The following is a 26,531-nucleotide window of genomic DNA, read 5'->3' on the forward strand; positions in this document are numbered from 1 at the left end:
AATGCTATAATTTATTGAATTTCAGCAAGAGAAGATTCCCTTTATATAACTCGAGTGTATTTCCCTTCACCACATATTTAGTGGCGGCGTTCAACATGCTGAAAAACTGAGTTTCTACTTCCATATTAGGGCAGGCCATTTTAGTTGCACCAATATTCTTAGCTGAAAAATTGCCCGCTGTAGGATCCAGAGAAAGTTCCCCAAAATAGTTATTGCAGCCTCCGTTACCGGTAATTTTGCCAGCCTCCACATTGAGCGTCGGCGTTTTCCCTTTCACCTGGTCAGCCAGGGTCCATTTCGTGCCTGCGATGTTCACCTGGGTGCTTCCTACTTTAGATGTCGACATTGATGCACAGGAAACCAATGTTACAGCAGCAAATATTGATAAAAAAATATTTTTCATAAGTCGTTATCTTTTATTTTTAATGATGATATGCAAATCCTTTCTCTATAAATATCTTTTCCTGACCAAATATAGAAGACGGTTGCATGAGCTTTTTTTGTTTGATCAAATTTAAGTAATATAATTTATTTATCCGCGGTTATGCACAAATAAAGCTTTTATAAAACAAAAAGCATCCCGGATGAGATGCTTTTTATTATTAATGTTTGAATTTTTATGACCGAAGTTCTGCCGAAAATTCTTTCTGGAAATTCTTAATCAAAGAATTCATCACTTCATTGATTTCTTTTTCCTCCAAAGTTTTCTCTTCATTCAGCAGCTCAAAACTCAGTGCATAAGATTTTTTACCTTCAGGAAGATTTTTGCCTTCATACACATCGAAAAGATTGATGTTTTTAAGATATTTTGATGGATTCTTCTTTGCAGACTGATACAGTTCGCCGTAAGTTACATTTTTGTCGATCAGTAGAGCAAGATCTCTTCTTATGGTGTTGAATTTAGGAATATCAGTAAACTTCAGATTTCCTTTTGGCCGCAGTTCCTGACAGTTTTCCAACTCAATTTCTGCATAAAAACACTCCTGATCAATATCCGCGTCTTTCAGTAATTCTGGAGAAACTTTACCTAATCTTGCAATCGTTTTCCCTCCGGAAGTCAGTTCCAAAGCATCAGAAAAACGGGCATCTTCAAGATCCTTTTCCGTGATATTCAGGTTCAGTTTGTCCAGAAGAATTTTCACATACGATTTAAGGTAATAAAAATCGGTTGCTGATTTAGGCTGAAGCCAGTTTTCAGCGCTATTTCTACCGGAAACCAAAATTGCCAGCTGTTTTCTCTCCTCGTATTTTTGTTTTTTAAGATAAATTTTACCGAGCTCGAAAAATTTAATATCCTGATTTTTTCTTTTGATATTGTAATCTGCATTCGATAAAAGACCCTCCAGTAAAGACTTTCTCATAAATGCTAAATCTCCGCTTAAAGGATTCAACAGTTTTACAGCATCAGTTTCATCTTTTACGGAAGTGAGCGAGTTGTTCATCACTTCGTTAAAACCATTGCTCTGTAAAGTTCTCGCCCAGGAATTTTCCAGTGCGTCCTGATCTTCAGAACTTAATTTAACCGGGGTAAAAGAGATTTTCTGTGGAGCATCAATTTTATTATAACCGTAAATTCTTAGAATTTCTTCGATAACATCAATTTCTCTCGTAACGTCCGCTCTGTAAGCGGGAACAGAAATTTCCAAACCGTTCTGAATTTCATTGAGAACCTCAATATCAAGCGATTTCAAAATTTCTTTTATTTTCTCTTTATGAATTTTTGTTCCTAAAATCTGCTCGACTTTAGAGAATCTTAAAATCACATAATTGTTTTCGATTTTTTCCGGGTAATGCTCTAAAAGTCCGCCTGTCATTTTCCCGCCGGTGATTTCTTCAATCATCGAAATGGCGTGAGTGATGGCGGTTCTGGTATTATTCGGATCCACGCCGCGTTCAAAACGGAAAGAGGCATCGGTATTCAACCCATGGAATTTCGCTCCCTTTCTTACTGCAACCGGATTAAAATAAGCACTTTCCAGGAAGATTGTTTTTGTATCTTCCGACACTCCGGAATGCTGACCTCCGAAAACTCCGGCTATACACATCGGATGATCTTCGCCGTCTTTAATCATAATTTCGGTACCGTTGAGCGTTCTTTCAACGCCATCCAAAGTTGTGAATTTGGCTCCCTCAGGACTAACGCCTACTTTTACTTTTTTACCGGCAATGCGACCCGCATCAAAAGCATGAAGCGGCTGGCCCAATCCATGCAAAATATAATTGGTAATGTCTACAATATTATTAATCGGGCTCAGACCGATGGATTTCAGTCTTTGCTTCAGCCAGTCCGGCGAATCGGTAACTTTTACATTATCGATTACTGCACCGATATATCTTGGAACCAATGCTGAATCTTCCACTTCCAGCTGAAAATCATGAGTTCCTTCAGCAGTTAAAGATTTAGAAACTGTTTTTTCAAACTCCGATTTCATCTGGTTGGAAACCAAGAACGCGTTCAAATCCCGTGCAACACCATAATGCGACATCGCATCGGTTCTGTTTGGTGTTAACCCGATTTCGTATACTTCATCATTGGAAAGTTCAAAATAATCAGCGAAATTTTTTCCGACTTCAAACTTATTTTCATCCAGAATCATGATTCCGCCGTGATCGTCGCTTAAACCCAACTCATCTTCCGCACAGATCATTCCCTGAGAAACTTCACCACGGATTTTTGCTTCTTTAATCGCAAATGAGCTTCCGTCTTTACCATAAATTTTTGTGCCAACTACAGCAACCGGAACAGTTTGTCCCTCTGCCACATTTGGTGCGCCGCAAACGATGTTCAATATTTTGCCGTTTCCAATGTCAACGGTTGTTTTCTTTAATTTATCGGCATTTTGATGTTGCTCACACGTTAATACTTTTCCGATAATGATTCCTTCCAGGCTTCCTTTTACAGATTCGTACTTTTCGATTCCTTCTACTTCCAGACCAATATCCGTAAGATATTCTCCGATTTTATCTGATTTTAAATCAGTGTTGATGTAATCTTTAAGCCAGTTGTTTGAGATTTTCATTTGCTGTTCCTATTTTTTGAGGGCAATGTTACCTTTCGGTTTCATTCTTGGATAATTTAAAATGTGGCATTAAAAAGCAGAATTTTAAATACCGATAAGTTTGCAAATATCGTGATTTTGCAGTTTAAAAAAAAATTGAGATCTGAAAAATTTCAAATCTCAATTAATTATAAGGGTATAGTTTATTTTACATTCCAATAACCGGCATCGAAAGCATGAGGATATTTTCTTCCGCTTCCAAACCGTCAACCGGCTCGATAATTCCCGGTCTGTTGGGTTGAGACATTTTCATTGTGATATCGTCAGAACCTAATACGGAAAGCATTTCTGTAAGGAATTTTGAACTGAAACCGATGTTGATATCTTCACCGTTGTAATCGCAAGGGATCTGCATATCAGCTTTGTTCGCATATTCAGTATCTTCTGCATGAAGGTGAAGGATATTTCCGGAAAGCTTAAAACGAACCTGATTCGTAGATTTGTTCGACATAATCGAAGCTCTTCTGATTGAGCTCAGCAATAAGTTTCTGTTGATGGTTAATACATTCGGGTTTTCTTTCGGGATTACTGCGGTGTAGTTCGGATATTTTCCGTCGATCAGCCTACAGATCCAGATGTTGTTTCCGAAGGTAAATTTCGCCATGTTTTCATTAAATTCAATAATAACTTCCTCGTTGGAATTGGCAAGAATATTTTTGAAAATAGCCAAAGGTTTTTTCGGCATGATAAACTCAATAGGTTCTGCATTGATCAAATCGGTTCGTTTATAAACCACCAAACGGTGAGAATCTGTAGAAACGAAATTGGTTTCATCTTCCTTAAACTGGAATAAAACCCCGGTCATTACAGGTCTCAGGGAATCGTTGCTTGTTGCAAAAAGCGTATTGGTTAAAGCTTCACACAAAACTCCGGCACCTATTTTTACACTTTGTGAAGCGTCAAATTCAGGAAGTTCAGGATAATCTTCTGCGTTATCAAGTGCTACAGCGAAATTATCTTTTTCGTCCAAAATTTCGAGCAGACTTCCGTTTCCGTCCTCAGAATCTTTTACTGACAGGGTTAAAGGCTGTTCTCCGTAAGTTTTCACGAAATCCTGAAAAATTTTCGCAGGAACAGCAAATTTTCCCGTATCGTCAGATTTCACTTCCAAAGCCGTCACTAAAGTAGTTTCGCCATCGGAAGCTGTTATTTTTAAATTGTTTCCTTCAAGTTCAAACAGGTAATTTTCAAGAATAGGTCTTGACTGAGAACTGGAAATCACCCCACTTACCGTGTTCAGTGCTTTCTGTAATTCTCCGCTTGCAACAATAAATTTCATATGTTATGTTATTTTATTGGTAAAATGTAACGGTAAAGTTTTAAATAACTCATTAAATCTTTACAATTACATCTATTTCTTATTATTTTTACAAATATATGAATTTGAAGCAAAAAAAGGAAACAAACTTTGAAATTAAAAACTAAATTTCATAAAAGTTATCAACATTAATCGGCACCCGGAAAATGATAGTGTTTATCGTCGGAATCATCGATCGTGATGTTGAGAGCGAGATACAGAAAATGCAGATTTTTGTTGCCCGACTGAGCAAATTCTCTCTGCCAAAGATAGCCGGATGCAATGCCGAAATTTTCATCAATCTGATAACCGAAACCTCCAAAAACTCTGTTACGCGCAAACAATGGTTTCTCTGTTGTAACAAAGAAAACTTCATCATAAGCATTGGCAAACAATGTTCCCGGTTTTACCGATTCTGAGTTCAGCGGAACTGAAATATTCAGTCTGTATCTGAGTCGGATTCTGTCAGAATGTGCGTCTTTTTTAGGCTCGTAAAACCAGCTTTTTTCTGCCCGGAAACGGTTTTCAAACTTGAATTTCCCTGCCTTTACATCAATCACATCCTGAAGCCAGACACGGAATTCTTCCTTATCCATCAGGCGATCTTTGTAAGTGCCGTAACGACCGATCCCTATGAAAGGTTTATGATTTTTGGTTAAATTATATCCTACTCCACCCTTTATTTCATAATAATCAGGATAGGAGTAGTCTTCTATTCCGCGCAGCTGCCCTTCCGCATAAATGAAATATTTCGGGTGTACCTTATAGGTAACCGTTACCGCATTAAAACTTGAAATATGTTCAGTTTGAGCGGAAATATAGTAACCAGTTACTAAAAACATCAGAAGTGCAGACAGCCTTTTCATCTTGCGAAAATAATGATTTTTAAGAAAATGATGGCAGTGAATTCCCCTTTTCTGCAACCTACTATCTCTCATCCTTTAATTTAAAGACCGATTTTATAGGTAAATCCTACATGAAACCAGCGTGCCGGCATTGGTACACCAAAGGTTTCGGTATAATTTGAATTCGTGATATTATTGACCAAAACGTAAAGATTAAGGTTGCTGAAATCATAACTTAATTTTTCATCAAGAATTTGGTAGCTTCCGGTTGAGACTCTTTCATCGTAACGGTAAATTAACTGATTCGTGAATTTCTTCAAAAACCGATTCTGCAGCTTAGCGACAAACTGGTGTTTCAGATTTTCCATCACATATCTGGAAATTAAATGCTGAGGCTGCGTATTTTTGCTGTCTAAAAAAGTATACTGCACCGAGTAGGATTTCACAAAAGAATCGAAATGCTGTCCAAATTCTACTTCTATCCCTTTTGTTTCAATGTTTCCAATGTTTTCAGCAAGCCAGATTTCATTTGCATTTGATTTTACCCAATCTATGGAGTTCTCAGAATTTCTCATAAAACCGCTGATCTTACCCAGAAAACTGTTCTTCTGAAACCGGTAACCTATCTCTGCAGAAACTGCGTTTTCTGGCTTCAAATCCGGATTTCCTGACTCCGTTTTGCTGATATAATAAAGATCGGTAAAAGTTGGAACTCTGTTAACTTTTGCGATATTTCCGTAAACTTTGTGGTTCTCATTAAAATCATAACCAACATCGAGACCGGGATAGAAAAAATTGCCTTCCTGATCATAATTTGCCCACGAAATTCCTGGAGAAATATTCAGTGAATTTCCGAAAAAAGAAAAATGATGCTCCAGAAAAATCTGGGTAACAAACCTTTCCCGGTGGCCCAAATTATTACTGGCTAGAAACTCTTTCCTGAGTTCAAGTCCCAAACCAGTGGTTCCCAATTTCGACAGATAAGTTCCGTTAAGCTCTCCGCCGATATTATTCCCGATGTGCATGTTTCGGTAGACTTCAGGCCTGTTACGGATATATTCATACATATCCTGGCCTCTTCGCCAATAGATATTAGAATTTAAACTGAACTTCTGCAACTTTTTGTCTATTCCCAAACTCACAATAGAAGTCTGGGTTTCCTCATATTGATCTGTGGCAGCCGGAGTAGCATAAAATCCATTGGCTCCAAATTTTTTCTCCTGAATGCCGGCCTGAAATTTAATGCTTCCATCATCCAGTAGATACTGATTCTGATAAAAAACATTATTGATTTTGTAATCCGAATTATAGCGGTAACCTTCTGAACCCGAAGAATTTACCTGAACAAAATTCGAAAATTTTTCGCTTCCAAAATTGGCACCAAGTCCCAAAGAATATGTTTTATAATCGCCGCCGCTTGCAGAAACGACTGCATTTTCTTCCGATCCCGGTTTGGTGATAATATTGATAACTCCTGCGTAAGCATTCTGTCCAAATCTCCTAGCAGCAGGTCCTTTTACGATTTCAATTTTTTCCACAGATGCTAAATCAAACGGGATGCTCATGGAATTGTGACCGGTTTGCGAATCATTCATCCGGATTCCGTTCACGAGGATCAACACCTGTTCAAAACTGCTTCCGCGCATCGAAATATCTGCCTGAACCCCGTTACCGCCTCTTTTGCGGATATCCATACCGGTATAATGTGCTAAAACTTCTTCAATACTTTTAGCCGGAGAATTTGAAATTTCTTTTTTTGAAACTACCGTAATGTTTTCGTTTACTTTTTTCAGCGGCAGACTCAGAAACTTCCCATGAACGGTAACTTCCGCGATCTCATCTGATTTTTCCTGTGCTGAAAACTGTATTACGTTTCCTAAAAACAATGCATAACAAATTATCTTTCTCATTTCTACAACTTAATTCTTATTATTTTGCTGATTCAATAATGATAACCATGATAAAAATACCAGTAACAAAAAGGGTTTCCATTAAATTCAGCGGCAAATATAATTAAGAATTAAACAAAATAAAAAGCGGTTTTTTATTAAATTAAAAAGTATTGGCAAAAAAAGATGCAGCTCCTGCGAACTGCATCTTATAAAATTCTGAGATTCAGAACCTCATCTTTTTCTCATCAAATGCGTAATCAGATCATTTAATAATTTTCTCATGATATCATTACTTATTTGTACAACAAATTTAGACAAAATAAAGAGGACACAGCAATATTTGAATGAAAAATATTATAAAATTTTTTCTTCAAAAAAACCGTAATTTTGTAGGTCTTAATTTTACCCATGGCTACAATTCCTGATATCGATATAAAAAAGCAGATTTTCGTAAAAAATGCACACCTCAATAACCTGAAACACATTGATGTTCTTCTGCCGAAGAATAAATTAATTGTGATTACAGGAGTTTCCGGAAGCGGAAAATCGTCCCTTGCTTTCGACACCATTTATGCCGAAGGACAGCGCAGATATGTTGAAAGTCTGAGTTCCTATGCGCGTCAGTTTTTGGGAAAACTGGAAAAGCCGAAAGTGGACGACATCAAAGGTTTGGCTCCATCCATCGCAATTCAGCAGAAAGTAATTTCCTCCAATCCACGCTCCACGGTTGGAACGTCGACGGAGGTTTACGATTATATAAAGCTGTTCTTTGCCCGAGTCGGACGCACGTTTTCACCAGTTTCGGGAAATGAAGTAAAAAAAGATTCGGTGAGTGATGTGATTGATTTCATTAAGAAAAATGAAAATCAAACCTTTCTCCTGAGAAATCCTTTACATTTTGATATTTCTAAATTTGCTGAACAGCTGAAAACCCTTAAACTGTCAGGATTTACCCGTCTTGAAGTCAACGGAAATGTCGCCGGAATTGAAGATCTGGAAAGTTTCGGTTTCGTTCCTGAAAAAGAAATGGAAATTCAGCTCGTTATTGACAGTTTCCGTTATGAAAATGATGAGAATTTTCTTCAGCGGCTTGCAGATTCCATTCAGATGGCATTTTATGAAGGCCGCGGCTACTGTTCTCTTAAAAATACAGAAACCGGAAAAATTACCGAATTCTCCAATAAATTCGAACTCGACGGCATGGAATTTATGGAACCGAATGTTCATTTTTTCAGTTTCAACAATCCTTACGGCGCATGTCCCGAATGTGAAGGTTACGGAAAAGTGATCGGAATTGATGAAGATCTGGTGATTCCGAATAAAAATCTTTCGGTATTTGAGGATGCCGTTGCCAGCTGGAAAGGCGAAAGCATGAGCGAATGGAAAAAAGCATTCATCAAAAAAGCCGGGACTGAATTTCCGATCCATAAACCCTATCACGAGCTGACCAAAGAGCAGAAGAATTTTTTATGGAAAGGCGACGCTACTAGGAGTTTTCCTTCTGTGAATAATTTCTTCAAAATGGTGGAAGAAAATTTATACAAAATTCAGTACCGCGTTATGCTTTCCAGATTTCGGGGGAAAACGCTTTGTCCGACCTGTGAAGGTTTAAGGCTGCGCGAAGAGACGAAATATGTGAAAATTGACGGGCACAACATTCAGGAAATGATTGAACTTCCTTTGGATGAGCTTTTACCGCTGATTAAATCTTTAAAACTCAATCAGCACGATGCGGAAATTGCGAAAAGACTTGTCTATGAAATTACGACCCGTCTGGAGTTTTTAGAAAAAGTAGGTTTAGGATACCTTACGCTCAACAGAACTTCAAACACCCTTTCCGGAGGTGAAAGCCAGAGAATTAATCTCGCAACATCGCTCGGAAGTTCACTGGTAGGTTCTATTTACATTTTGGATGAACCTTCTATCGGCCTGCATTCCCGCGATACCGAAAATCTGATCGAAGTACTGAAAAACCTCCGTGATCTTGGCAACACCGTAATCGTTGTAGAACACGATGAAGATGTGATGAAAGCCGCAGATTATATCATCGATATTGGTCCGGAAGCAGGATATCTGGGTGGCGAGTTGGTTTTTGCGGGAGATTTTAAGGAACTTAAAAATTCCGAATCCTTAACCGCACAGTATCTTACCGGAACCCTGGAAATAAAAGTTCCGTCAACCCGCAGAAAAGCAAAAGAATGGATTCATATTAAAGGTGCGCGCCAGAATAATTTAAAGAATATTGATGTCGATATTCCTTTGGAAAGCCTGGTCGTAATTTCCGGAGTTTCAGGAAGCGGAAAATCTACGCTGATGAAAGAAATCCTTACGAACGATATCCAGGTTCAGCTTGGCATGGGCGGTAAAAAAGGAGATTACGATTCTGTTGAATTCCCTAAAAAACTGATTAAAAATATTGAACTGATCGACCAGAATCCAATTGGCAAATCCTCACGTTCCAATCCCGTAACTTATCTGAAAGCATATGATGACATCCGTGATCTGTTTTCAAAACAGAAACTGGCAAAAGTGCAGGGACTGAAACCCAAACATTTCTCTTTCAATGTAGACGGCGGAAGATGTGATGAATGCAAGGGAGAAGGTGTTATCAACGTTTCAATGCAGTTCATGGCAGATATTGAACTTGAATGTGAACCCTGCCACGGAACGCGTTTTAAGAATGAAATTCTGGAGATTAAATTTGATGAAAAAAATATTTCAGATATCCTTCACATGACCGTGGACGAAGCCCTTGAATTTTTCACTGAGAATCATGAACAGAAAATTGTAACCAAACTTAAACCTCTACAGGAAGTTGGTTTAGGTTATCTGCAGCTCGGGCAAAGTTCTTCAACACTTTCCGGAGGGGAAGCGCAAAGGGTAAAACTAGCCTCTTTCCTTGTGAAGGGCGTAACCACTGAAAAAACACTGTTTATCTTCGATGAGCCTTCTACGGGTCTGCATTTTCACGACATCAATAAATTGCTTATTTCCCTTCAGGCTCTGATAGGTCTCGGTCATTCGGTGATTGTTATTGAGCATCAGCCCGATATCATAAAATCTGCAGATTACATCATCGACATTGGTCCGGAAGCTGGAAAACATGGCGGTGAAGTAGTATTTGAGGGAACACCTGAAGATTTAATCAAGAATAAAAAATCGCATACAGCGAAGTATTTGAAGGAGAAATTTTAGGTTTGTATTCCATGAAAATTTTCACTTTTCTACTCATTACTTTAATTATTATTTCATCCTGTAAAAATGATGACAAGGAAAGAGTTGAAAAGAGAATTTTCATCACTTCTAAATTTAATAATGATCTTGAAAAACATTTAAAAGAAATTATAGACAAGGATTCTACTTTACAAATTATTCCTGAAATAAAAACATACGATTACCCAAAAGGTGAAATCAATTTTATTTTTACAAACGACAATAAAATTTATTATCATTATGAAGATCTAATTGATTTTTTGTGTGTACATGATTTAGACAAAACATTCTTCAAAAGGACTTTATCTGCTGACAGTTTACATCAAATTAAATTTGAAAATATTTATCCATTTTTGAAAAACTCCATTCGTCAACACAGAATGAAAAATTCTGGGAATATATTGAAGCCAATATCTTTTTCTTTTGAATCTGACACTATCGAAAAATACGACATTTACAAACTTTTAGAGAGCATTGACAGTTTGGGTTTTCATCAATATAATGTCCGAAAAACAGCACCATTTGAACAAAAAGCTATAAAAGAAAAATTTAAATAATAACTTGGCTTTCAGACTTATCCACAAAAAAATGTGAGTAAAGTGTGAATTTTAACATTCAGTTTACATTCCGTATTGAATTATTTGTTACTTTTACTCTGAAATAACACTGAAGTGAAAACAATATCCTTTTACTCCATGTACCGAAATACCATTAAATTGATATAAAAATTTAAGAGAAGCACCGTCGGCTTCTCTTTTTTCTTGTTGTCTAATTAAAAAAATGAGATGATTTTATCTACTGGATCCGCTGCTAAACAGCGGATTCTTTTTTTTGGTGACTCCACCAAGAATCGAACTTGGATCTAAAGTTTAGGAAACTTCTATTCTATCCGTTGAACTATGGAGCCGTAGACCAAATTTACAAAAATCCGCTGCGAAAGCAACGGATCCGTGATTATAATTGTTGTGATTTTTATCTGTTATTCGTCCCGTCCACTACAATCCTGTCCTTTCTGTTAGCCAGTTCCCATGCGGTAGCAAAAACCAATTGGGTACGCTTCTGTAATGCTGCGTAATCGATTTTCTCGGCATCATCAGTGGGTTTGTGGTAATCCTCATGAATTCCGTCAAAGAAAAACGCAACAGGAACACCGTTTTTAGCAAAATTATAATGATCGGAACGGTAATACAACCGCTGAGGATCTTTGGGATCGTCATACTTATAATTAAGTTCCAGTTTGGTAACCTTAGTGTTCGCTTCCACATTGATTTTCTTAAGATCAGTGCTGAGCATTTCCGAACCGATTACGTACACATAATTCTTTCCGCAGTTGCCCGGGTCGCATCTTCCGATCATATCGATATTCAGGTTTGCCACGGTATTTGCCATCGGATAGATGGGATGGTCTGCGTAATATTTCGATCCTAAAAGCCCGTGCTCTTCACCTGTAACATGCAAAAACAAGATCGACCTTTTAGGGCCGTGGCCAGCTTTTTTGGCTTTATTAAAAGCTTTTGCAATTTCCATGACCGCGACCGTCCCGCTGCCGTCATCGTCCGCACCGTTGTAAACCACGCCGTTTTTGGTTCCTACGTGATCGTAATGCGCCGAAATAACAATAATTTCATCAGGTTTTTCACTTCCCTTGATAAAAGCGAGGATGTTTTCAGAATCGGGTAATCCTGCACCTCTACCGGTATTCATGTAAGCTGCGGGAACTTTCTGGTAGAAAGAATCCAATGCATCCGGATGGGAAACTCCCATGTCCTGATACTGTTTGATCATATATTCGCCCGCTTTTTTCTGCCCCGGACTGCCAGTGTCGCGGCCGCCCATTTCGTCGGATGCGATCACGTAAAGGTTTTTCTTGAGGTTTTGCTGAGTAATAGTCTCTAAAGAATGATTGAAGGCTTTTCCGTCGTACGAATAATTAACGGAAGCACAACTGCTGAGTAAAACCACTGAGAACAGCGGAATAAAGAATTTTTTCATAGATATTTTTTGAAGTTTTAAAAATAGCAAATATATTTTTAAAATTCCTTTTTGAAGATATTGCGTTAATGATGAGTTATTTTTAAAAAGTTTATTTATAAATTTGAGTATGATTAAAAGAAAACATTCGGGAAGCGACCTTACCATTTTTTCGGAAATGACTGCTCTTGCTCAGAAACACGATGCTGTGAATCTTTCGCAGGGTTTCCCGGACTATGAGATTGACGACCGGCTGAAAAAACTTTTGGGCGAAGGGACCCTAAAAAATTTTAATCAATATGCCCCAATGGCCGGGCTTCCAATGCTCATCGATAATTTAGTGGAATTTAATCAACAGCGAAAAAACACCTTATCGGTTTCGAAAGAAAACATCACGGTCTCTCCAGGCGCGAGCTATGGAATTTATACAGCATTGGCAGCTATTGTAAATGTGGGTGATGAAGTGATTGTGCTGGAACCTTGTTACGACTCTTACGTTCCCGCGATTGAAGTTAACGGCGGAACTCCGGTTTTTGTGAGTTTGAAAAATCATTTTGAGGTTGATTTTGAAGCATTAAAAAACGTAATAACCGTAAAAACCCGAGCCATAATTGTGAACTCGCCCCACAATCCGTCCGGAAAAATCTGGAAACAAGAAGACTGGGACCAGCTCGCCAATATTATTGACAACTCTGAGATCACCGTCATTTCGGATGAAGTTTACGACCTTCTTACCTATGATCATCATGAATTCTACAGTGCTTTTCACCATCCGAAACTTCGGGAACGGTGCTTCAGTATCTTTTCCTTTGGAAAAATGTTTCACGCAACTGGCTGGAAAGTGGGCTATGTGCTGGCTTCTGAAGAACTTTCGCTGGCCTATCGCCGCGTTCATCAGTATTTAAGTTTCAGCGTGAATGCGCCGGCGCAATATGCACTCGCAAAATATCTTGAAATTTTTGATGTGGAAGAAAACCGGAAATTCATGCAGCAGAAAAGAGATTTTTTCCTGGATTCATTTAAAGATTTACCTTTTACCCTTTCCGAAAAAGCAGAGGCTGGTTATTTTCAGATTCTTGACTTCCGAAAAATTACAGATCTGTCCGACAAAGATTTTGCAGTCTGGCTTACGCAGAACGCTAAAGTAGCCGGCATTCCTCTTTCAGCGTTTTATCACGAAACAGCCAACACCGGAAAAACACGGTTCTGTTTCGCCAAAAAAGAAGAAACCATCGTAAATGCAGCTGAACTTCTGCAGAAAGCCCTTTGGTAATTTTTTCTAGAGAATTTCTTCATTAATTATCGGCATAAAATTGGTTATGATGCTACTCATAAATCATCATTTGGCGAAGAACTTTTAGTTATAAGCTACAATGCTTTGCCATTTAATAATCTGCAATCATGGAAAACCCTCTGCAGCAAAACGATTCCGGCCAGGAAAATTCAGACTCCAGAAAAACATTACACCTGTTTTTTTCTGAGTCGCTAAAAGAACTGTACTTTGCAGAAAATGCAATTTCAGAAGCTTTTAATGAGATCAGCGGCAAAATATCTGCACCTCAGCTGAGGACTATTCTTAATAATCATTATCAAATTCATCTGAATCATAAGGAGCGGCTGGCAAAAATTTTTAAAATGCAGGATGAAGCGGTTGAAACTAAATATAGCGCGGCCATTATTGCATTGCTGAATGATGCAAATGAACATTTCACTGTATTTTCTGATGATATAGTAAATTGGGAAATCGCGCTTCTCCTCACTTCACGAAAACTTGCGCATTATAAAATAGCGGCATACGGAGCCGCGGCACATTTAGCAATTAATTTAAATAATCACCGCGCAGCAACGCTTCTCGCCATCGATGTTCAGGAAGAGGAAGATTTCGTCAACAATCATCTGAATGATATCACTCATCAGTTTTTAGGCCCCTACCGATAAAAACGGCTATAAGAAGAAAATCTTTCCCTTAAGAATTAGTTTCCATTTAAATTACAGATGTTTTTTAAAAAACCAGACTTTCAGCAGATCTGCTGTGAAAATGTAGGCTGCAACAATCAGTAACATCGCACAAAGATTAAAAACCGGAAGTGGGGCTAAACCTATATCTTTTGCCCATGGCAAATAAGGAAGCAGAATGGTAATAATTAAAGCAATCACGCTGAAGATTAAGAGATATTTTCCGGGTTTGCTTTTGAAAAAATTCTGATGGGTGCGGATGATGAACAGAATGAACAACTGTGTTAGCATCGACTCAATAAACCACCCAGTTTGAAATGATGCCTGGCCGAATTTGAAAACATAAAATAAAATGAGGAAGGTCATCACATCAAAAAAAGAACTGTGAAATCCGAAAATCACCATAAAGTTTCTAAGCATTTTCAAATCCCATTTACCGGGTTTTGCTAGCTGCTCACGGTCAACATTATCGGATGCTACTGCAAGAAACGGAAAACTTGTTAATAAATTCAGAAGAAGAATCTGTTTTGGAAGCATGGGTAAAAATGGCAGCAGCAAGGAAGCAAATGCAACACTGAACATATTGCCGAAGGTAGAGCCTGTGTTGATAAAAATATATTTCAGGGTATTGGCAAAGGTCTTTATTCCTTCTCTGATACCCTCAGCCAAAACCATCAGGTCTTTTTCCATCAGCACAAAATCTGCAGCCTCTCTGGCTACATCTACCGCATTTTCAACGGAGATGCCCACATCTGCAGCATTAATGGCGGAAACATCATTGATGCCATCACCCATATACGCAACGGTATAGGTATGTTTCAGTGCGAGGATAATCCTTTCTTTTTCCTGAGGTTCTACCTCAGCAAAAATATGAACTTTCTTTACGACTTGTTTTAATGCTTCCGGACTGGTTTTGGAAAGCTGTTTCCCTGTCATAATCACCGGCTTTTTAATACCGATATCCAGCGCAATAGATTGTGCTACGTTTTTATTGTCACCTGTGATGATTTTTAATCCTACTTTAAGTTGGTGCAGTGCGTTGATGGTGTCGGTAATGCCTGATTTCACCGCATCATTCATCAGCACAAATCCCGCAAAAATCATTGCTGTTTCAGAGTCTTTTGAAATTTTATCTTCCGGTATGGGTTTATAGCAAACTGCAATTGCCCGTAAACCTTTGGTACCATACTGTGCAAAATTCTTTTCTAACTGTTCACGATGTGCAGCAATATCTTCAACGCTGTCATTACCAAGTCTTAAGGCCGTGCAGATGCTGAGTATTTGGGAAAAAGCGCCTTTACTGATGATCAGCTGTTCTTTTCCGGTGCTGAGCGCAATACTCAGTCTTTTTCTAATGAAATCATAAGGCACTTCACCAAGTTTCGTTACGATAACTTTAGAATCAAATTTCAGCTGTTTTAAAGCTTCATCTATGGGATTGGAATATCCTGCTTCAAGAGAAGCATTCCAGTAAGCAAGCTGTTTTACAAACCCGCTTTCAACTCCGGATCCATCTACGAGGCCGGCAACGGTAATAGTTCCTTCAGTAATCGTCCCTGTTTTGTCGGTGCATAACAAATTCACTTCCCCGAGATTTTGTATAGAATTCAGCTTTTTTACAATTACTTTTTTTTCCAACAGCCGTTTTGCACCTGCACTCATGGCAATGGTGGTTACAGCCGGTAAAAGTTCTGGAGCCATACCAATAGCAAGAGCAAGAGCAAACAGCGCGGATTCGATAATGCCTTTGTGATTGAAGAGGTTGACAACCAGAATAAAGACCGCAAGGGTCATGGTGATCTTCATCAGAAAAAAGCCGAAATCTTTGATACCTTTTTCAAATGAGGTTTCAACTGTTCCGGATACGCTTTTGGCTATAGTTCCAAAAATGGTTTGCTCACCTGTTTGAATCACCAGAGCCTTGGCACTTCCACTTACCACATTCGTCCCCTGCCAAAGACAGTTGGTGCGGTCCGTAAGTTCGGTAGCTTCATCCACGACTCCCTCTTCTTTTCTTGCCGGATACGACTCTCCTGTTAAACTCGATTCATTGACATAAAGTTCGCTGGCTTCAATAATCAGACAGTCTGCAGGCAGCATATCCCCGGCATTTAGAATAATTACGTCACCGGTTACGATTTGGTCGGATGCAGTTTCCTTCTGTTCACCACTGCGCATTACAGCTGCTTTCAAAGAAATCATGGACTGAAGTTTCTCCACGACTCTCCCCGCATTTCGTTCCTGAAAAAAACTCAGCAACCCGGTAGATAAAACAATGAAAAGAATAATAAAAACATCTGACCGGTCTCCCAGGAATGCAGAAATAATAACCGCCCCGATCAGGAGAAGCATGAGAGGACTTTTGAACTGACTGGCAAAAAGTAATAAATCCTTTTTAAGTACAGATTTACTTTTGGGATGCCTTCCTTTTTCAAACAAAATCTGATCAGCAACAGCCTGTGATAATCCCTGCGGCGAACTGTTTAGTTTTTGAAACCAATAACTGGTGTCGAATTGCCAAAATGTATTTTCCTTGGTTGGCATACGTTTTTTTGTTGAAGTCGAGTCACTTCGGCACTGAGCGCGACTTTACCTGATTCCTCAAAAGACTTTTGCTATTTTTCACCATAAATCACGAGCGCACTGGAATCCAAAAAGAAAGGATCCGTAGGATATTGATGATGGATCGCTTCGGCGACCTCCCGTTTTATTTTTTCTTTCACCTCATCACCGGCTTTGCTTAATGCAGCTGCAACGGGGGCTGCTATTTCAGTCATCATCGACCAGTAAAGATCTGCTGTTTCACATTTCAGTTTTCCTGCGACTTCTTTTTCAGTAATATTTTTTAATCCTGCCTTTCGAAATAAACCGGCAATCATTCCGCTCCCGGCACATCGGAATATCCCCGGCGAACCCGGCGGAGGGATCGGAAGTTCCATATTTTTATTGATAGCGCTCATCAGTGCAGTAATCCAGAAATTTTTTTCAGGAATATTCCAAACCGAAACGGCGATTTTGCCTCCAGGTTTCAGAACCCTTACCATTTTTTTCATTGCAATTGACATATCCGGAAAAAACATCAGTCCGAATCTGCAGCTTATGGCATCAAAGACGCCGTCTTTAAATGGAAGTTCACATACATCAGCAACTACCGTTTCAATATTTTTAATTCCTTTTTTTGCTGCGTTTTCCCTGGCAATAGTCAGCATATCTTCGGAAAGATCAGTGAGCGTCACCTTGCCGTCTTTCAGCATCGAAGCTATTGTTAGTCCAGGCTCTCCGGTCCCGGATGCCACATCAAGTATCATTTGGTGGTCTGCAGGGTGCAGCACACGGATGATTTCATCGCCAACAGGTCTCATAAATTCCATCGTGAGATTATCCCATTTTTTCCATCCCGAAGAAAACAGATTCCATGACTCCTTTTGCTGGGTACGGATTTTTTCAAGTTCTTTTTCCATGATTTGTGTGTTTTTAAATAATTGTCATTTGTGTGAAACCGTTTAATGAAGCTCAAATACAGCAACGATTAAAGCGGATGAAAGCGAAAGAAGGTTTTTGACCTAATCTTGTTTTTGAACTAACTAAATTACGAATATTTATAAAGTCATGTTCAACATAAGACAAAAATTGAACATTTCCCCCTCCTCTTTCTTCTATTAAAAAATGGGAGAATTAATGGTTATTTCTCCCGCTCCCTTAAAGTCTGCTCAATTTCTTCCAGCGTAAATCCTTTTGCTTTAAGGAGAATTAAAAAGTGATACATCAGATCGGCAGCTTCATTTTTAAAGAGTTCAGCATTGTCGTCTTTTGCTTCTATGACCAGCTCTACCGCTTCCTCTCCTACTTTTTGGGCCACTTTATTAATACCTCTCCGGTAAAGCTGATTGGTGTAAGAATTTTCAATGTTTCCGTCAATTCTTTCCTGAATGGTCTGCTCCAAACGGTAGAGAAAACCTTTTTTCACTTCAGTATTGAAACAGGAAACTGTTCCTTTATGGCAGGTTGGTCCGTCGGCTTTTGCGAGAATAAGTAAAGTGTCCTCATCACAATCAAGTCTGATGTCTTTTACCCAAAGAAAATTCCCGGAGGTTTCACCTTTCGTCCAAAGCTGGTTTTTGCTCCGGCTGAAAAAGGTTACTTTTTGGTCGTTGATGGTTTTATTAAAGGCTTCTTCATTCATATAACCCAGCATCAGGACCTGCAGGGTGACCTCATCCTGAATGATTACGGGAATAAGGCCGTTGGTTTTATTAAAATCAGGTTTCATAGTCGCACGGGGATATTTTGGGTTTTTAAATATTGCTTAAGGTCAGGAATTGGTATTTGCCCGAAATGAAAGACACTTGCAGCCAAAGCGCCGGTTGCTTTTGTCAGGTTAAAAACCTCAGCAAAATGCTCCATTGTTCCCGCGCCTCCTGACGCAATCACCGGAATGGTAACGGCTTCAGAAACCGCTTTACTGATATCGAGGGCGAAACCGTTTTTTGTTCCGTCGTTATTCATGGAAGTCAGAAGGATTTCTCCCGCTCCAAGTTCGGCGCCTTTTTGTGCCCATTCCGTGGCTTTTAAATCAGTAATAATGGTTCCGCCGCTGCGGAAAACGATCCATTCATTTTTGATGAATTTGGTATCAACCGCCAGCACAACACACTGGTTTCCATATTCAAGAGCGATCTCAGAAATCAGCTCCGGCCGAAGAATTGCCGCAGAGTTGAGACTTATTTTATCCGCCCCGGAATCGATAATCGCTTTCGCGTCTTCCAGTGTATTGATCCCGCCGCCAACCGTAAACGGAATATTAATTTCGGAAGCAATTTTGGTTACGAGTTCCTTAAGTGTTTTTCTGTTTTCAAGTGTTGCGGTAATATCGAGAAATACCAGTTCGTCGGCACCTTCATCCACGTACCTTTTGGCGAGTTCCACAGGATCGCCGGCATCTCTGATGTCCAGAAAATTAATTCCTTTTACCGTTCTTCCGTTTTTTATGTCCAAGCATGGAATGATTCTTTTCTTTAGCATAATTCTGTTAATTCTTTGAGATTGATGGTGCCTTCATAAATAGCTTTACCGATAATTGCTCCTTCGCAGCCCATAATTTTTAATTTCTGAACATCTTCTATCGTAGTAATTCCTCCGCTCGCAATAAGGTTGATCTTGGTCTCTTTCAGTATTTCTTCGTAGAGTTCGAAAGCCGGTCCCGAAAGCATTCCATCTTTATCGATATCGGTAACGATGCTATATTTTACTCCATTACTAGTAAATTCTTTAACGAAATCCACCACATCGAGATTACTGCTTTCCAGCCAGCCGTTGGTCGCAATCATCCTGTTTTTACAGTCGGCGCCAAGGATAATTTTCTCCGCTCCGTATTTCATCAGCCATTCCAGCATCAGAGTCGGGTTTTGTGCGGCAACACTTCCTACGGTAATCTGTTTTGCTCCGGATTCAAATGCGGTTTTGATGTCGTTTTCAGTTTTAATGCCTCCACCGAAGTCGATTTGCAAACCGGTTTGCGAGGCAAGAAGATCCAGGGTTTTATGGTTGACGATCTGTTTGGCTTTGGCACCGTCGAGGTCTACGACATGGAGATATTTAATGCCTGCATCTTCAAACATTTTAGCCATGTCCAAAGGATTTTCACTGTATGTTTTTTGCGTGGCATAATCGCCTTTCGTCAGTCTCACACATTTTCCACCGATAATGTCGATGGCCGGAATAATTCTCATAAGCTTAAAAAGTTTTTTAAAATCTGCATTCCGGTGGCTGCAGATTTTTCGGGGTGAAACTGGGTCGCATAAAAATTATCCTTCTGCAAAGCCGCACTGAAAGGCAGAATATAATCAGTAACCGCCACAGTTTCTTCACTGATTTCCGCGTAATAACTGTGAACAAAATAGCAGTTTTCGTCAGGCTCAACATTTTCAAATAATTTTCCTTTCACTGAAGTAAAATTATTCCATCCCGTGTGCGGTACGAGGTCTTTGGGCGGAAATTTTTTCACTTTGGTTTTAAAAATTCCTAATGTTTCACTATTACCTTCTTCCGATGATTCGCAAAGCAGCTGCATGCCAAGACAGATTCCCAGAACCGGCTGTTTAAGAGATTTTATGACCTCATCCAAACCCCTTTCCTTGAGATATTGCATCGCAGAACCGGCTTCGCCAACCCCCGGAAGGATCACTTTTTCAGCCGATTTCAGCACAGAAATATCATCCGTAATCACCGTTTCAACACCAAGACGCTTCACTGCATTTTCTACGGAAAGTGCGTTGCCTGCATTGTATTTTAATATTGCGATCATAAAATTCCTTTGGTGCTTGGGATGTTGTAATTTTCAGTTTGACTTACCGCCATTTTTACGGCTTTTGCAAAAGCTTTGAATATCGATTCAATTTTATGGTGCTCATTGTCTCCTTCGGCTTTGATATTGAGATTGCATTTTGCCTGGTCGCTGAATGATTTAAAAAAATGGAAAAACAATTCTGTCGGAACGTCACCAATCTTTTCCCTCTTGAATTCCGCTCCCCAAACCAGCCACGGTCTTCCGCCAAAATCCACCGCCACCTGAGCCAGACAGTCGTCCATTGGAAGTAAAAAACCGTAACGCGAAATGCCTTTCTTGTTTCCGAGTGCTTGAAGAAAAGCGTCACCCAAGGCGATGGCGGTATCTTCAACCGTGTGATGCTCATCAATCTCAAGATCGCCTTTTACCTGAATATTCAGATCGAGATTTCCGTGTTTTGAAATCTGCTGCAGCATATGATCGAAAAATGGTAAACCGGTATCAATTTCTGAAACACCGCTTCCATCCAGGTTCAATTCAATATTGATGGAAGTTTCCAAAGTATCTCTTTTTACCTTTCCGATTCTTGGAACGGCTTTTAGGTATTTGTAAATTTCGTTCCAGTCGTTGGTTACCAATGTCGCTTCCCCGTTTTCCGCTTTGTTAATGAAAATTGATTTAGAACCCAAATTTTCCGCGAGTTTGATGTCGGTCTGTCGGTCACCAATTACAAACGAATTTTCGAGGTCATAATTTCCGTAAATATATTTCTGAAGCATGGCGGTTCCCGGTTTTCTTGTGGGCTTGTTTTCATGTTCAAAAGACGGATCAATCAAAACTTCGGCGAACTCCACCCCTTCATTTTTTAAAGTGTTTATGATGAAATTCTGCACAGGCCAGAAAGTGTTTTCGGGAAAAGAATCGGTTCCCAAACCGTCCTGATTGCTTACCATAACGAGTTCATAATTCAGTTCTCTGGCGATTCTTGAAAGACTGCTGACGACATTAGGCAGAAATTCCAGCTTTTCGAAACTGTCGATCTGGAAATCTTCAGGTTCGCGGATTATCGTTCCGTCGCGATCTATAAATAAAACTTTTTTAGTCATTGCTGAATTCTTTTAGAGCATTTAATAATTCATTGTTTTCCTCAGAAGTTCCTACCGAAATCCGCACACAGTTTCTGATAACGGAATTCCGGTTTCTGATGATGATTTTTCTATCAATGAGTTTTTCGTAAAGTTCATCGGCATTCTCCACTTCCATTAGGATGAAATTTGCGTCGGAAGGATATATTTTCCTGACTGCACTTAAGCCGGAAAGATTTTGAATCAGCTTCGCTTTTTCGGCTAAAACATCCTGTACTTTCTTCTGGAATTGTGCTTCATCATCTAAAATATCGAGCGCAGTCTGCTGATTGATTAAACTGATATTGTACGGCGGTTTCACACGGTTGAAATAAGAAAGAATTTCCTCACTCATATACCCGATCCCGAGACGGATCCCGGCCAATCCCCAGGCTTTGCTTAAGGTCTGAATGACGATTAAATTCGGATACTTCTCGATCTTCTGAATAAATGAAGGCTGATCACAGAAATCGATATACGCTTCGTCAATGATTACAATTCCATTATAATTATTAAGAATAAATTCAATATCAGCAATACTCAATAAATTTCCGGTGGGATTATTAGGTGAACACAGGAAAATAAGTTTCAGCTTTTCATCCGAAAAGTAAGGCTGCAACGTAGTTCTGTCGATTTGAAAATCCTTATTTAAAGGAAGTTTAATGAGTTCCACATCGTTGATATTGGCCGAAACTTCATACATGCCGTAAGTGGGAACGAAAGTAAGTGCTTTATCCTGACCCGGTTCGCAGAAAATCCGGAATGCCAGATCGATGGCTTCATCACTGCCGTTTCCGACAAAAATATTGTCGGGCGAAATGTTTTTGAGTTCAGAAAGCTTCTTTTTCAGAGCCGGCTGATACGGATCCGGATAACGGTTGTAGATCCCGAAAGGGTTTTCGTTCGCATCCAGAAAGATTCCTTCTTTCCCGGAATATTCGTCTCTTGCGCTGGAATACGGCGCCAAAGCCTGAATATTTTTTCTTACGAGTTCTTTAATTTTACTTTTCATCCTGTATTTTTTTGAGTCTTATGGAAACTGCGTTTCTGTGTGCCAGAAGCTGCTCCGCTTCAGCCATCACTTCCACTGTTCTGCCGATATTTCGCAACCCTAATTTACTGATATTCTGGAAAGTAATTTTTTTCACAAAACTGTCCAATGAAACACCGCTGTAACTTCGGGCATAACCGTTAGTGGGCAGCGTGTGATTAGTGCCGCTCGCGTAATCACCAGCACTTTCGCAGGAATAACTTCCAAGAAACACCGAACCTGCATTCTTGATCTGATCAGCAAATTCTTCCGCATTTTCAATGGCTAGAATTAAATGTTCCGGCGCGTACAAATTACTGAAATCTATACATTCACTGATCGAATTTAACACCACTGAAAAGCTGTTTTGAAGTGCCTGTTCAGCAAGTGCAGCCCGGGGTAAATCACTTAGCTGTTCATCTAACGCAACTTTAACTTTCTCAATAAATGCTGACGAATCTGAAAGCAAAACAACCTGACTGTCCGGACCGTGTTCGGCTTGGGAAAGCAAATCCGAAGCGACAAAATCAGCATCAGCACTGTTATCTGCAATTACCAGAACTTCGCTTGGTCCGGCGGGAAGATCTATGGCGATGCCGTTTTTCTGAACAAGCTCCTTTGCTTTGGTGACAAACTGATTTCCGGGTCCGAAGATTTTATCAACTTTCGGGACCGTTTCCGTACCGTAAGCCAATGCCGCGATCGCCTGCGCGCCACCCACTTTAAAAATTTCGGTAATACCCAGAAAATTTGCCGTGTACAAAACTGCGGGATTGATTTTTCCGTTTTTGTCGGGCGGTGTACATAAAACGAGGGTTTTACATCCGGCGATTCTGGCGGGAACTCCCAACATTAAAATCGTTGAAAACAAAGGCGCAGAACCTCCGGGAATATAAAGCCCGACTTTTTCAATGGGGACACTTTTTCTCCAGCATTCAACACCGGGCATGGTTTCCACAATGGTTTCCTTTTCTTTTTGTGAGGAGTGAAATGTCCGGATATTCTGAGCAGCGATAGAAATTGCGTCCTTTAATTCTTCTGAAACCTCTAGTTTTGCCTTTTCTATTTCATCTTGGCTTACTTTCAGATCTTCAATATTAGCACCGTCAAAAAGTGAAGTGAGTTCTTTCAGCGCCATGTCTCCTTTCTGCTGAACCTTCCCGAGAATATCTTTCACTTTATCTTCCAGATCTTCCGCAGGAAAAACCGGTCTTTCGCAAATTTTGGCCCAATCTGAAGCAGGCGGATTGATGAGTATTTTCATTTTATTTGTATTTAAAGAATCATTTTTTCAATTGGAACCACCAGAATTCCTTCAGCACCAGCTTCCTTAAGCTCGTCGATTACATCCCAAAATTTACCTTCGCCGATAACAGAATGCAGACTGCTCCACCCTTCTTTTGCGAGCGGAAGTATGGTAGGACTGTTCATTCCAGGAAGAATCTGGATGATTTTTTCAAGTTGGTTGTTTGGGGAATTCAGCAAAATATATTTGTTCTCTTTGGCTTTCTGAACTGACCGTATGCGGAAAAGCAGTTTATTTAAAATCTCCTGAACTTCAGCTTCAAGATTTGGACTGGAAACGATTACAGCCTGACTTTCAATCACCGTTTCCACTTCCTTTAATCCGTTGGAAAGCAAGGTTGAACCGCTGCTCACAATATCACAGATTCCGTCAGCTAAGCCAATTCCCGGCGCAATTTCAACACTGCCGGAAATGACTTCGACCATTGCTTCAATGTTATTTTCTTTAAAATATTTTTGAAGAATATTGGGATAAGAAGTCGCTACCTTTTTATTATTGAAAAAACTCAATCCTTGATATTCAGTCTCCTTAGGAACAGCCAGACTTAAGCGACATCCGGAGAAATTAAGTTTTTCGACGATGCGGATTTCTTTCTGGCTTTCGAGGAAAACGTTTTCGCCGATAATGCCGATGTGAGCGACATTCTGTTCCACATACTGCGGAATATCATCATCTCTGAGAAAAAGGATTTCCACAGGGAAATTGGTGCATTCTGTAATCAGTTTTCCGCCTCCGTTGGGAAATTTAAGACCGCATTCTTCAAAGAGTGCGACCGATTTTTCACTGAGCCGGCCACTTTTCTGGATGGCAATTTTAAGTTTACTCATAATTTTATTTCTAAATGCGTGAGTAAACCGGAGTCTGGAAATTGATTTTAGTAAAAGAAAAATCCCGCCTTGATTTACTCAGGCGGGATTAAATATTTGTTGAATTTACAGCATATCATAATCAGCTCGCGAGAGTGCAAGTATGAAAATGATGATGATGTAACTGATTGAACATTCTGTTTGTTTTGTAGGGACAAATGTATAAACTATTTTTTATATCCGTGGCAAAAAATTTATTTTTTTACTGAAAAAATTCAAAACCGTTTGTAAACGGATAATTCTTTATATTTGATTATCAAAATATTAAGCATGGAAAACTGTCTGGAATGTGGCGACAAAATCATCGGAAGAAGTGATAAAAAATTCTGTAACGATGGCTGCAGAAATGCTTTCAACAATAAACACAACAAAGATTCCACCAACCTGATGCGCAACATCAACAACAAACTGCGCAAAAACCACCGCATCCTGAGTGAACAGAAATTTACCGAAGGTAAGGCAAAAACCACACGAAATAAACTCACGTCGGAAGGTTTCGATTTTGAATATTTCACCAGCCTGAAAATCTATAAAAATGGTGCAGAATACCGTTTCGTTTATGATATCGGTTATAAATTACTGGAGGAAGACTGGATATTGTTGGTAAGGAAGGAATAAAGTTTCTGACGGGCGTATCCTGAACGGTTGGCTGCTGATAAAAAACAGGAATTAGAAGAGCATTTCATTTTGAAAATAATGCGCCAATCCTTATTTTTGCATGGCGTTTCGGGATGTAGCGCAGCCTGGTAGCGTACTTGCATGGGGTGCAAGGGGTCGCTGGTTCGAATCCAGTCATCCCGACAAAAAAAGAGCAGTTTGAAACTGCTCTTTTTTTATTTTTTAATCAAGACCGTCAATCAATCTTATTTTATCTTCCAGAATCTCAATTTTTTTATCCCGGTACAATCCGCCGATTGCTTTCTTAAAATTCTTTTTACTCATCTGAAGTTCCTGCTTTATTTCTTCCGGTTCAGATTTGTCGGAAAGATAAAGCAATCCGTAATTCTGATTAAGTTTATCAAGAATAATCTGCTGAAACTCATCGTTGTTTTCATAACCTTCCGGCTGAAGGGAAACATCTATTTTTCCGTCTTCACGGATGGATTTTATGTAACCGATTTCTTCAGAAAGGGGAAACAGTTTTTTATAAACATCAGAAGCGTAAATCAATCCGATATACTTTTTATTCACGATCACATTCCAGCCCAGTTCGCCTTCACCCATTAAAATCAGATTCACCTTATCGCCTTTTCGGAAAGGCAGATCTTCATACTGAGGATTTCTTTTGAATCTGGTAGTTCCGGTAATCAGGTTTAAAAATTCATCAATATAAACGTGAACCAAATACCGTTTTCCTTCAACAATTTTCTGTTTCTGCTGTTTGTACGGAATGAATAAATCTTTGATAATTCCCCAATCCATAAAAGCACCGCTGGGAAGACTCTGCACACAATTCATCACGGCAAATTCACCTACTTCGGCGTTGGGTTTTTCAGTTGTTGCTTTCAGTTTGTCGTCGTCCTGGTACACAAAAACTTCCATTTCCGTCCCGATTTCGGCGTCTTCTGAAGCAAAAATTTTAGGAAGAAATGCTCTTTCTCCGTTTTCATCTTCCAGAAATAAACCGGAATAATTTTTTTCTGCGATTTTTAATAATTGAGTTTTGCCGAGATCCATAGGTTAGCC

At 39.4% G+C, this 26,531-nt stretch carries 22 protein-coding genes and 2 tRNA genes; 6 read left to right on the plus strand and 18 right to left on the minus strand.

The features are described from left to right. Positions 1 to 4 precede the first annotated feature (4 nt). The 5 genes from KSK37_RS05305 to KSK37_RS05325 all read right to left on the minus strand — a co-directional run bounded on the left by KSK37_RS05305 (position 5) and on the right by KSK37_RS05325 (position 7,111). Positions 5 to 403: an META domain-containing protein gene (locus KSK37_RS05305; protein WP_088360107.1), complete on the minus strand. Its 399-nt coding sequence runs from the start codon at positions 401 to 403 to the stop codon at positions 5 to 7. A gap of 214 nt (positions 404 to 617) precedes the next feature. Continuing rightward, positions 618 to 3,020: a phenylalanine--tRNA ligase subunit beta gene (gene pheT, locus KSK37_RS05310; protein ID WP_217199875.1), complete on the minus strand. Its 2,403-nt coding sequence runs from the start codon at positions 3,018 to 3,020 to the stop codon at positions 618 to 620. 187 nt (positions 3,021 to 3,207) lie between these two features. After that, a complete protein-coding gene (gene dnaN, locus KSK37_RS05315) occupies positions 3,208 to 4,338 on the minus strand; it encodes a DNA polymerase III subunit beta (RefSeq protein WP_088360109.1) in 1,131 nt (376 codons plus the stop codon). Between the two features lie 167 nt (positions 4,339 to 4,505). Beyond that, on the minus strand, positions 4,506 to 5,222 hold the full coding sequence (locus KSK37_RS05320; protein WP_217199877.1) for a DUF2490 domain-containing protein: 717 nt from the start codon (positions 5,220 to 5,222) through the stop codon (positions 4,506 to 4,508). Positions 5,223 to 5,302: 80 nt separating this feature from the next. Then, on the minus strand, positions 5,303 to 7,111 hold the full coding sequence (locus KSK37_RS05325) for a TonB-dependent receptor plug domain-containing protein (RefSeq protein WP_217199879.1): 1,809 nt from the start codon (positions 7,109 to 7,111) through the stop codon (positions 5,303 to 5,305). Positions 7,112 to 7,501: 390 nt separating this feature from the next. Here KSK37_RS05325 and uvrA point away from each other — a divergent pair, with 390 nt between their 5' ends. Further along, positions 7,502 to 10,288, plus strand: a complete 2,787-nt coding sequence (uvrA, locus tag KSK37_RS05330; protein WP_217199881.1) for an excinuclease ABC subunit UvrA — start codon at positions 7,502 to 7,504, stop codon at positions 10,286 to 10,288. Between the two features lie 11 nt (positions 10,289 to 10,299). After that, on the plus strand, positions 10,300 to 10,863 hold the full coding sequence (locus KSK37_RS05335; protein ID WP_217199883.1) for a hypothetical protein: 564 nt from the start codon (positions 10,300 to 10,302) through the stop codon (positions 10,861 to 10,863). Positions 10,864 to 11,138: 275 nt separating this feature from the next. Here the strand turns inward: KSK37_RS05335 and KSK37_RS05340 are convergent. After that, positions 11,139 to 11,213: transfer RNA gene (locus tag KSK37_RS05340), tRNA-Arg, on the minus strand. 65 nt (positions 11,214 to 11,278) lie between these two features. Beyond that, a complete protein-coding gene (locus KSK37_RS05345) occupies positions 11,279 to 12,298 on the minus strand; it encodes a M28 family metallopeptidase (RefSeq protein WP_217199885.1) in 1,020 nt (339 codons plus the stop codon). 109 nt (positions 12,299 to 12,407) lie between these two features. Between KSK37_RS05345 and KSK37_RS05350 the strand changes: the two genes are divergently transcribed. Together KSK37_RS05350 and KSK37_RS05355 are read left to right on the plus strand one after the other, a co-directional pair. After that, positions 12,408 to 13,550 carry a methionine aminotransferase gene (locus KSK37_RS05350; protein WP_217199887.1) on the plus strand — a complete coding sequence of 381 codons (1,143 nt, stop codon included), beginning with the start codon at positions 12,408 to 12,410 and terminating at the stop codon, positions 13,548 to 13,550. 128 nt (positions 13,551 to 13,678) lie between these two features. Beyond that, positions 13,679 to 14,215, plus strand: coding sequence for a DUF892 family protein (locus KSK37_RS05355; protein ID WP_217199889.1), 537 nt, complete (start codon positions 13,679 to 13,681; stop codon positions 14,213 to 14,215). Positions 14,216 to 14,266: 51 nt separating this feature from the next. On the opposite strand, the gene mgtA is transcribed toward KSK37_RS05355, so the two are convergent. From mgtA to hisG, 10 genes are all read right to left on the minus strand, one after another. Next, on the minus strand, positions 14,267 to 16,777 hold the full coding sequence (gene mgtA, locus KSK37_RS05360; protein WP_217199891.1) for a magnesium-translocating P-type ATPase: 2,511 nt from the start codon (positions 16,775 to 16,777) through the stop codon (positions 14,267 to 14,269). Positions 16,778 to 16,848: 71 nt separating this feature from the next. Further along, entirely contained in the window at positions 16,849 to 17,694 is an 846-nt protein-coding gene (locus KSK37_RS05365) for a class I SAM-dependent methyltransferase (protein WP_217199893.1), read from the minus strand. A 221-nt stretch (positions 17,695 to 17,915) separates the two neighbouring features. After that, positions 17,916 to 18,503, minus strand: coding sequence for a bifunctional phosphoribosyl-AMP cyclohydrolase/phosphoribosyl-ATP diphosphatase HisIE (hisIE, locus tag KSK37_RS05370; RefSeq protein WP_088360117.1), 588 nt, complete (start codon positions 18,501 to 18,503; stop codon positions 17,916 to 17,918). After that, entirely contained in the window at positions 18,500 to 19,255 is a 756-nt protein-coding gene (hisF, locus tag KSK37_RS05375; RefSeq protein ID WP_217199895.1) for an imidazole glycerol phosphate synthase subunit HisF, read from the minus strand. Before hisF ends, hisIE begins: the two co-directional genes overlap by 4 nt. After that, positions 19,249 to 19,962 (minus strand): 1-(5-phosphoribosyl)-5-[(5-phosphoribosylamino)methylideneamino]imidazole-4-carboxamide isomerase, encoded by a 714-nt coding sequence (gene hisA, locus KSK37_RS05380; protein WP_217199897.1) that lies wholly within the window; start codon positions 19,960 to 19,962, stop codon positions 19,249 to 19,251. The genes hisF and hisA overlap by 7 nt, the downstream gene beginning before the upstream one ends. Further along, positions 19,959 to 20,537 carry an imidazole glycerol phosphate synthase subunit HisH gene (gene hisH, locus KSK37_RS05385; RefSeq protein WP_217199900.1) on the minus strand — a complete coding sequence of 193 codons (579 nt, stop codon included), beginning with the start codon at positions 20,535 to 20,537 and terminating at the stop codon, positions 19,959 to 19,961. Before hisH ends, hisA begins: the two co-directional genes overlap by 4 nt. After that, positions 20,534 to 21,625, minus strand: a complete 1,092-nt coding sequence (gene hisB, locus KSK37_RS05390) for a bifunctional histidinol-phosphatase/imidazoleglycerol-phosphate dehydratase HisB (RefSeq protein WP_217199902.1) — start codon at positions 21,623 to 21,625, stop codon at positions 20,534 to 20,536. The genes hisH and hisB overlap by 4 nt, the downstream gene beginning before the upstream one ends. Further along, a complete protein-coding gene (gene hisC, locus KSK37_RS05395; RefSeq protein WP_217199905.1) occupies positions 21,618 to 22,655 on the minus strand; it encodes a histidinol-phosphate transaminase in 1,038 nt (345 codons plus the stop codon). The genes hisB and hisC overlap by 8 nt, the downstream gene beginning before the upstream one ends. Beyond that, positions 22,645 to 23,937 (minus strand): histidinol dehydrogenase, encoded by a 1,293-nt coding sequence (gene hisD / locus KSK37_RS05400; protein WP_217199907.1) that lies wholly within the window; start codon positions 23,935 to 23,937, stop codon positions 22,645 to 22,647. Before hisD ends, hisC begins: the two co-directional genes overlap by 11 nt. 11 nt (positions 23,938 to 23,948) lie before the next feature. After that, a complete protein-coding gene (gene hisG, locus KSK37_RS05405) occupies positions 23,949 to 24,806 on the minus strand; it encodes an ATP phosphoribosyltransferase (protein ID WP_217199909.1) in 858 nt (285 codons plus the stop codon). 309 nt (positions 24,807 to 25,115) lie between these two features. Here hisG and KSK37_RS05410 point away from each other — a divergent pair, with 309 nt between their 5' ends. After that, positions 25,116 to 25,463, plus strand: a complete 348-nt coding sequence (locus tag KSK37_RS05410; protein WP_088360125.1) for a hypothetical protein — start codon at positions 25,116 to 25,118, stop codon at positions 25,461 to 25,463. Between the two features lie 109 nt (positions 25,464 to 25,572). After that, positions 25,573 to 25,646: transfer RNA gene (locus KSK37_RS05415), tRNA-Pro, on the plus strand. A gap of 39 nt (positions 25,647 to 25,685) precedes the next feature. On the opposite strand, the gene KSK37_RS05420 is transcribed toward KSK37_RS05415, so the two are convergent. Then, entirely contained in the window at positions 25,686 to 26,522 is an 837-nt protein-coding gene (locus KSK37_RS05420) for a CvfB family protein (RefSeq protein WP_217199911.1), read from the minus strand. Positions 26,523 to 26,531: the final 9 nt, after the last annotated feature.

It is taken from the genome of Kaistella soli, from assembly GCF_019038595.1.
In the GTDB taxonomy this organism is placed as follows: domain Bacteria; phylum Bacteroidota; class Bacteroidia; order Flavobacteriales; family Weeksellaceae; genus Kaistella; species Kaistella soli.

Coding starts and splice junctions, on each gene's coding strand:
- KSK37_RS05335 (WP_217199883.1), top strand. CDS start 10,300: ATGAAAATTTTCACTTTTCTACTCATTACTTTAATTATTATTTCATCC.
- hisC (WP_217199905.1), bottom strand. CDS start 22,655: ATGAAAAGTAAAATTAAAGAACTCGTAAGAAAAAATATTCAGGCTTTG.
- KSK37_RS05350 (WP_217199887.1), top strand. CDS start 12,408: ATGATTAAAAGAAAACATTCGGGAAGCGACCTTACCATTTTTTCGGAA.
- KSK37_RS05410 (WP_088360125.1), top strand. CDS start 25,116: ATGGAAAACTGTCTGGAATGTGGCGACAAAATCATCGGAAGAAGTGAT.
- uvrA (WP_217199881.1), top strand. CDS start 7,502: ATGGCTACAATTCCTGATATCGATATAAAAAAGCAGATTTTCGTAAAA.
- hisB (WP_217199902.1), bottom strand. CDS start 21,625: ATGACTAAAAAAGTTTTATTTATAGATCGCGACGGAACGATAATCCGC.
- KSK37_RS05325 (WP_217199879.1), bottom strand. CDS start 7,111: ATGAGAAAGATAATTTGTTATGCATTGTTTTTAGGAAACGTAATACAG.
- KSK37_RS05365 (WP_217199893.1), bottom strand. CDS start 17,694: ATGGAAAAAGAACTTGAAAAAATCCGTACCCAGCAAAAGGAGTCATGG.
- hisA (WP_217199897.1), bottom strand. CDS start 19,962: ATGAGAATTATTCCGGCCATCGACATTATCGGTGGAAAATGTGTGAGA.
- KSK37_RS05320 (WP_217199877.1), bottom strand. CDS start 5,222: ATGAAAAGGCTGTCTGCACTTCTGATGTTTTTAGTAACTGGTTACTAT.
- hisH (WP_217199900.1), bottom strand. CDS start 20,537: ATGATCGCAATATTAAAATACAATGCAGGCAACGCACTTTCCGTAGAA.
- hisIE (WP_088360117.1), bottom strand. CDS start 18,503: ATGAAACCTGATTTTAATAAAACCAACGGCCTTATTCCCGTAATCATT.
- dnaN (WP_088360109.1), bottom strand. CDS start 4,338: ATGAAATTTATTGTTGCAAGCGGAGAATTACAGAAAGCACTGAACACG.
- KSK37_RS05355 (WP_217199889.1), top strand. CDS start 13,679: ATGGAAAACCCTCTGCAGCAAAACGATTCCGGCCAGGAAAATTCAGAC.
- hisD (WP_217199907.1), bottom strand. CDS start 23,937: ATGAAAATACTCATCAATCCGCCTGCTTCAGATTGGGCCAAAATTTGC.
- KSK37_RS05420 (WP_217199911.1), bottom strand. CDS start 26,522: ATGGATCTCGGCAAAACTCAATTATTAAAAATCGCAGAAAAAAATTAT.
- pheT (WP_217199875.1), bottom strand. CDS start 3,020: ATGAAAATCTCAAACAACTGGCTTAAAGATTACATCAACACTGATTTA.
- KSK37_RS05305 (WP_088360107.1), bottom strand. CDS start 403: ATGAAAAATATTTTTTTATCAATATTTGCTGCTGTAACATTGGTTTCC.
- hisF (WP_217199895.1), bottom strand. CDS start 19,255: ATGCTAAAGAAAAGAATCATTCCATGCTTGGACATAAAAAACGGAAGA.
- KSK37_RS05345 (WP_217199885.1), bottom strand. CDS start 12,298: ATGAAAAAATTCTTTATTCCGCTGTTCTCAGTGGTTTTACTCAGCAGT.
- hisG (WP_217199909.1), bottom strand. CDS start 24,806: ATGAGTAAACTTAAAATTGCCATCCAGAAAAGTGGCCGGCTCAGTGAA.
- mgtA (WP_217199891.1), bottom strand. CDS start 16,777: ATGCCAACCAAGGAAAATACATTTTGGCAATTCGACACCAGTTATTGG.